This window comes from Tunicatimonas sp., from assembly GCF_049647865.1.
GTDB lineage: Bacteria > Bacteroidota > Bacteroidia > Cytophagales > Cyclobacteriaceae > Tunicatimonas.
Genome location: NZ_JBARYM010000517.1, coordinates 1 through 6501, shown reverse-complemented (window position 1 = coordinate 6501; position 6501 = coordinate 1). Strand labels below are relative to the sequence as shown.

The 6501-nt window shown below is 44.7% G+C and carries 6 protein-coding genes; 2 read left to right on the top strand and 4 right to left on the bottom strand.

Translation table 11 applies throughout. From position 1 onward, the window contains the following. Positions 1 to 262: gluconate 2-dehydrogenase subunit 3 family protein (locus tag WBA23_RS15280; protein WP_424583150.1), on the bottom strand; the 262-nt coding region annotated here is incomplete at its 3' end. A gap of 4 nt (positions 263 to 266) precedes the next feature. Then, on the bottom strand, positions 267 to 1973 hold the full coding sequence (locus tag WBA23_RS15275) for a GMC oxidoreductase (RefSeq protein WP_424583149.1): 1707 nt from the start codon (positions 1971 to 1973) through the stop codon (positions 267 to 269). 340 nt (positions 1974 to 2313) lie between these two features. On the opposite strand from WBA23_RS15275, the gene WBA23_RS15270 reads away from it, so the two are divergent. Then, on the top strand, positions 2314 to 3486 hold the full coding sequence (locus WBA23_RS15270) for a PepSY-associated TM helix domain-containing protein (RefSeq protein WP_424583148.1): 1173 nt from the start codon (positions 2314 to 2316) through the stop codon (positions 3484 to 3486). A gap of 55 nt (positions 3487 to 3541) precedes the next feature. Continuing rightward, positions 3542 to 4501 (top strand): hypothetical protein, encoded by a 960-nt coding sequence (locus tag WBA23_RS15265; RefSeq protein ID WP_424583147.1) that lies wholly within the window; start codon positions 3542 to 3544, stop codon positions 4499 to 4501. Between the two features lie 145 nt (positions 4502 to 4646). Here WBA23_RS15265 and WBA23_RS15260 read toward each other — a convergent pair whose 3' ends face one another. Next, a complete protein-coding gene (locus WBA23_RS15260; protein WP_424583146.1) occupies positions 4647 to 5039 on the bottom strand; it encodes a hypothetical protein in 393 nt (130 codons plus the stop codon). Between the two features lie 156 nt (positions 5040 to 5195). Further along, on the bottom strand, positions 5196 to 5561 hold the full coding sequence (locus tag WBA23_RS15255; protein ID WP_424583145.1) for a single-stranded DNA-binding protein: 366 nt from the start codon (positions 5559 to 5561) through the stop codon (positions 5196 to 5198). Positions 5562 to 6501: the final 940 nt, after the last annotated feature.

The following is a 6501-nucleotide window of genomic DNA, read 5'->3' as shown; positions in this document are numbered from 1 at the left end:
CTTCCGCACCGTAGGTCTGGGCGATAACCTGATCGATGAAGCGATCAGCCTGCACATCCAGCGCTCCGGGGGTGTCGGTACGGGGCAGAATCGTATCAATAAGACTCGTTATACACCGGGCCTCCTCTTCGCTAAAGAACTGGGGTTGCCAGTCTAGGTGGGCTTCGCTCTGGCAGGCGTTAAGTAGTGCCAACAGGGAGGGAGCAAAGGCGGTGGCTCCGGCCATCAATCCGGTGTGCCGAAGGGCGGTTCTTCTGTTCATAATATCAAATATTTCGTTTTTTTAATTCTTCTACCGCATGATTGGCCGCCCTGGCCGAGAGTGCCATGTAGGTGAGCGATGGGTTCACACACGAAGAGGACGTCATGCAGGCTCCGTCGGTGACAAACACATTCTTGGCAGCGTGCACCTGATTGAAGGCATTTAGCACCGATGTTTTGGGGTCGCGTCCCATCCGGGCCGTTCCCATTTCGTGGATGCCAAAGCCCGGACTGTGCTCTTTATCAAACCCAACGACACCTTTTAGCCCGGACCGCTCGAGCATTTCTACGGCATCTTCCTGAATCTGCCGGTTAAGGGCTTTCTCATTTTCTTTAAACTCGCAGTCGATGGCCAGCGTTGGTTGCCCCCACTTGTCCAGCGTATCGGTATCGAGGGTTACCTGGTTCTCGTGATACGGCAGGCATTCGGCGAATCCGGTGATGAAAAACTCCCAGGGACCGGGTTTAAGGATACTATCCTTGTAGTCGGCCCCAAACTCAGGACGGTTGGCGGTCGCCTGCATTCCAGCGCGCTCTCCCCCTCCCTGGTAGCCAAAGCCCCGAAGGAATTTATCCGACTGGGTTTGCTCATCGATATTAACGTAGCGAGGAATGTAGATGCCGTTGGGGCGTCTGCCCTTGTAGTATTTATCATCAAAACCCTCAACCTGCCCCATCGCGCCTACCCGGTAGGTATGGTCCATCAGGTTGTGCCCCAGTTCGCCGCTATCGTTGCCCAGTCCGTTTTCAAACCGACCTGAGACCGAGTTAAGAAGAATCTGAGTAGTGCTCAGGGTTGAGGCATTGCAGAAGATTATTTTTGATTTATACTCAATGGCCTCATTGGTTTCGGCATCAATGATGCGCACCCCGGTGGCTTTCCCCTTTTCGTCGTCATAAATGACGGACTGCACAATAGAATAGGGGCGAATGGTAAGATTGCCCGTAGCATGAGCGGCCGGCAGGGTGACGGCGTTGCTGCTAAAATAAGCCCCGTACGGACAACCCCGGCTACAGCGGTTTCGATACTGGCACTTTCCCCGGCCATTGAGCGGCTCGGTAAGGTGCGCCGCCCGGCCGATGATCATATGACGCCCCGGAAATTCGTTCTCGATGCGTTGTTTTACGTGCTTCTCTACGCAGTTAAGCTCCATGGGGGGCAGAAAATGGCTATCGGGCAGCTGCGGCAGGCCGAGTGCTTCACCACTAATACCCGCAAACTTCTCTACGTAAGTATACCAGGGAGCAATGTCTTGGTAGCGAATGGGCCAGTCTACGCCGTGGCCGTCTTTGGCGTTGGCCTCAAAGTCAAGATTACTCCAGCGGTAGGTTTGCTTGCCCCAGAGTAAAGAGCGTCCGCCCATCTGGTGGGCCCGCATCCACAGGAAGGGTTTGACTTCGGTATAAGGATTTTCCTGGTCGTTCGCCCAGAAGTGTTCGGTATCCTGTCCGATAAATCCTGATCTGGCAGCTTTGTAGTGTTTCTCCTTTTCTTCGGGAGTCAGTCCGCCCCGGAGCTCCATATCCCAGGGGTCATCGTGCATCGTGGGGTAATCCTTGACGTGTTCTACGATTCTTCCGCGCTCGAGCACCAAGGTTTTTAGTCCTTTCTCACAAAGCTCCTTCGCGGCCCATCCGCCGCTTATCCCCGACCCAATAACGATGGCATCGTAGGTGACCTGTTTATTGGCATCAATATTATAGTTGGCCATGCTAGATTTTGGTATAATGACAAATATAATGATCTGTACTAGATTGATAAACATAAAACGTGGTGTAAAGCTATTAAGTGCATTGATATGCAATTGGGAGGGCTATTTTGGTTGCTTTTAGGGTGGTTATCTGGCTTTAATCAATTTCTAGATAACCCACTTTATAATTTGCTAGCTCTAAATATTTAGACTTATTTTTTAGTGCCTGCGGAAACATTTACTAGTAAAATATTTTCCTTCTACATCTTGTCAATCTCATTCCAATCTAATATTTTAGCCAATGCAGCTATTTAGACTAATTACAAATAGTAGCACGTTTGGTAGGTAACCTAACTATTCTATGAGAGCGAAAGAAACCAATTCTACTTGGAAGAAAATTAGGAAGCTATTTAACAATATTCACCTGTGGCTAGGTATTGGAGCGGGCCTGATTCTGTTTGTGGTTTGCCTAACTGGTACAATCTATACCTTCAGCTCAGAAATTCAGGAAGCACTAAATCCGGAACGATACGAAATAGTAATCCAACCTAACGCGGAGCGATTGGCGGCGGAAACGATTACCCAACGCGTAGAGCAAGCCTTGCCTGAAGGAAAGGTAACTGCATTGCGTATTCCGGCGGATGAAGCGTGGAGCTACGAGGTTTCGGTCAAGAAAGAAGGCGAACGTCGCGGAACTACCTATCTGGTTGACCCCTATACCGCCGAAATAAAAGGCACCACCCAAGGAGCGGGTTCGGAGTTTTTTATGATGGTCTTCCGCTTACACCGCTGGTTACTGCTGGATACGGAAGTTGGTCGCCCCATTGTGGGTGTAGCTACACTCATTTTTGTGTTCATCATCCTAACCGGTCTAGTCATTTGGTTTCCCCAGCGGCTTAAGTCTTGGAAGCAGGGTTTGCGAATCAAATTTAGCGGCAGTTGGAAACGTACCAATCACGATTTGCATAACGCACTGGGTTTCTACTCGTCGTTTCTACTGCTGATTATGGCCTTAACTGGTTTGCAATGGTCGTTTGAGTGGTACCGAACCGGGTTGTACAATGTGCTGGGAGTAGAGCGCAACCGCCCCGACGAGGAATTTAGTATTAAAGCGGAGGACAGCGAAAGCACCCTATTGGTAGCCGATTTCCTTCGGATTGCCAACGAACAACTACCCTATGAGGGTGACTACCGAATTTCATTTTCCGACGAACCGCAAAAGCCAATCGTTGTTACGAAGTATCAAACCGGATTCTTTGCTCCTTCAGCAGGAGATGTAGTGAAACTCAATCCGTACACGGCTGAGGTTTTGAAGTTAGAAGTCTTCTCTGAGAAACCCTGGAACGAGCGGGTAGCTCGCTCCATTAAAGCGTTGCATATGGGGACGTTCTACGGCACCTTTTCTAAGATTATCTACTTCATTGCTTGCTTGATTGCCACCAGTCTGCCTGTAACCGGAACAATTATCTGGATTAACAAGCTGCGTAAAAAAGCTAAGCGAAAACCCAGTCAGCGAAAGGCTCAACTGGTCTAATTATTCTCTGCTCGTTGTACATTATTGGCAGTAGTAAGTATACCCCCTAGTTCCTATGAAATTCATATTAGCTTTTCTAAGCCTTTTACTACTCAATACTATGGCCACCGCCCAATCTGACTTTCCCAGTACTACAATTAACAATGATCAAATTAAGGCGAAGGTCTACTTACCGGATGCCAAAGGTGGCTATTACCGCAGCACCCGCTTCGACTGGGCGGGCATAATTGGTAGTTTGCAGTATAAGGGGCATGAGTACTTTGGCAATTGGCTGCCCAAACATGATCCGCTCAATCCTGAGTCTATCAGTGGACCAGTAGAAGCATTTTACCCAATTGGGTACGAAGAAGGCGATACTTTTTTGGTCATTGGTATTGGCATACTGCGCAAGTTGGATGATAAGCCCTATCACTTTATGGATCAGTACGAAATTGTGGAAGGTGGGCAGTGGAAAATTCGGCCGGAAGATGACCAAGTTAGGTTGGTGCAAACGCTAGAGTACGATGAATACGCCTACGAATATACTAAAACCATTCGCTTAGCGGAGGGCGAACCCAAGATGATACTGGAACACCAACTGAAAAATACCGGTAAGAAACTATTAGAAACAACTGTTTACAACCACAATTTCTTCATCATTGATGGTGAAACCACAGGCCCCAATATAGTAACCACTTTTGGTTATGATCTTGAGGCTGAAGAAGGAAGGGGGTTTGGGGAAACGGTAGTAACTGAAGGCAACAAGCTAATTTATCAGACCGCACTGCAAGATGGGGAGTCAGTATTTACTTCTAATTTAAAGGGCTATGGCCCAACAGCGGATGATTATAATATCCGAATTGAAAACATAAACTCTAGCGCAGGCGTACTCATCATGGGCGACCAGCCCTTACTAAAAATGATCTATTGGGCCTCTTACACTACGGCTTGTCCTGAGCCTTATATTCAGGTAAATGTCGCTTCCGGCAAAAAGTTTACTTGGAATATTGCGTACGAGTTTTATACGTTGGACTAACACAAGGCAGATTGTTCCTCCAAAATAAACATCCAAAGCTTTGAAAACTTCGGATGATTTCAATTCTGTAGGAAAAGTAACTTACTTGTTTAGTCAAAAAGACCTTTTTGGCTTTTCTCTAGTTCTCGTTAGTTCTGATTACTGCTTACTCCTCTTTTGTTGTAATCTTCAAGGACACTACGTCACCTGCTACACCATCCGATTCCATGAAACCGTATATTACGTAGCTGGTACTAGGAGTTAACCCTTGAAAATTACCGAATGTAAACCCGCCACTTTTCATAGCTAAACTTTGAGTGGTTCGGTTACCCTTTAAATTATTAGCAGTGGGAGCTGGATCAGCAGAATCGTAAATATTAAAGTAAACCATACCTTCCCCTGCTGCTTCATTAACCCGTATATTAAATGAGACAAGAGTAGGTTGAATTATTCGTTCTTCTAACGTTAAAAAGGAAGGTTTTTCGGCCGCATCCTCTTCAGAACAGCTCGAAACAAAAAGTGCTAGTAGAGCAAAGCTTAAATACAATATGCGCTTCATAGTCGTCAAATTTTAGATTATAGCTGTAATACTAAGAATAGCATATTCCAAATGCTGATGAACTACTAAGGAAACCCTACGCACGTAAGAATAGCGAAAAGTAAATAACCGAAGTTCGGAAGACTTCGGTTATTTATTAAGCAGCAATGCTACTAACTAGAACGGAAGATCATCTCCCGCCGCATTCTCCCGTTTACCCAGCATTAGTAGGTCATTGGCTACGATTTCAGTTACATAGCGTTTTACGCCATCTTTATCTTCGTAATTGCGGTGGCTGAGCTTACCGGCTAGTGCTACTTGCTTGCCTTTATGCAGGTACTTTTCAGCAATCTGCGCTAGACTATCCCACGCTACAATTGAGTGCCACTGCGTATCGTTTACAATTTCACCGCTTTTATTCTTATAGGATTCGGTAGTAGCGATAGAAAACTTAGCCAGCTTCTTCCCACTTTCCAGTTGCTTTATTTCAGGGTCCTGACCTAAGTTGCCAATTAATTGTACGTGATTTTTTAATGCGTTCATAATTCGTGAATTTTTGTGTTAAACATTGAATTGATGTCAGCAAAGTAACGGCCGGTCGAACGCCACAGTCGGGAGTTACCCGTTTACTTTCGTATGTAAATGTTTGTAACCGTTTGTAAATGGATAAGAAATTGGGTAGATTTATACGATATTAGTATCTGTAGTATAGATTTTGAACTGGCTAAAATAACTTTAGAGAAAGCGGTAGTAATTTTTAAATAAGGTTTAAGTGAAGAAGAAATTATTCAGATTGAAGAGGAATTTCACTTTTTGTTTCCTCCAGACTTAAAAGGTTTTTCTAAGTTATGCATTTCCCATATCGAGGGGTTTCATGAATTGGCGTTCTAATTCCAGAGAATCAATTAAGAAAAGTATGGATTAGCCTTACAAAGGAATATGTATTGATATTAAGAACAACTCATTTTGGATGAATTCATAGGGAATAAAACCTGACGATCCAGAGGAATCTTGTGAAGTTGCGAAAAGGCAATTAGAAAAAGCACCTAAATTAATTCCCACAAATGGCCATCGTTACATCCCCGATTCTCTTAATGAAGTAGGAAATCCAGTATTTTCGGTTTATCAAACTGACATAATTTATTATGGATATGACCTTGAGAATTACTTAGCAAATGAGTTCTATTACTACTTTCAAACGGGAGAATGCCAACTAAATGGTGTCCCCAAAAACATCAGTTTCTGGACCAAACTAGTCAAATAACAGATATCAGTCTGATCTCAAATTGTACAAGAGAAGTTTAACAAACTTCTATAAAAGTAATTACGTTGTAATTACATAAAAGTAAAATATTATGGAAGCCACCATCATAAAAATAGGGAATTCAAAAGGGTTACGACTCAATAAAGTGATTCTGGAAAAGTATCAATTTCAGGATAAAGTAGAACTGGAATTAAAAGAGGATCATATTGTGATCCGACC

Coding starts and splice junctions, on each gene's coding strand:
- WBA23_RS15275 (WP_424583149.1), bottom strand. CDS start 1,973: ATGGCCAACTATAATATTGATGCCAATAAACAGGTCACCTACGATGCC.
- WBA23_RS15270 (WP_424583148.1), top strand. CDS start 2,314: ATGAGAGCGAAAGAAACCAATTCTACTTGGAAGAAAATTAGGAAGCTA.
- WBA23_RS15265 (WP_424583147.1), top strand. CDS start 3,542: ATGAAATTCATATTAGCTTTTCTAAGCCTTTTACTACTCAATACTATG.
- WBA23_RS15260 (WP_424583146.1), bottom strand. CDS start 5,039: ATGAAGCGCATATTGTATTTAAGCTTTGCTCTACTAGCACTTTTTGTT.
- WBA23_RS15255 (WP_424583145.1), bottom strand. CDS start 5,561: ATGAACGCATTAAAAAATCACGTACAATTAATTGGCAACTTAGGTCAG.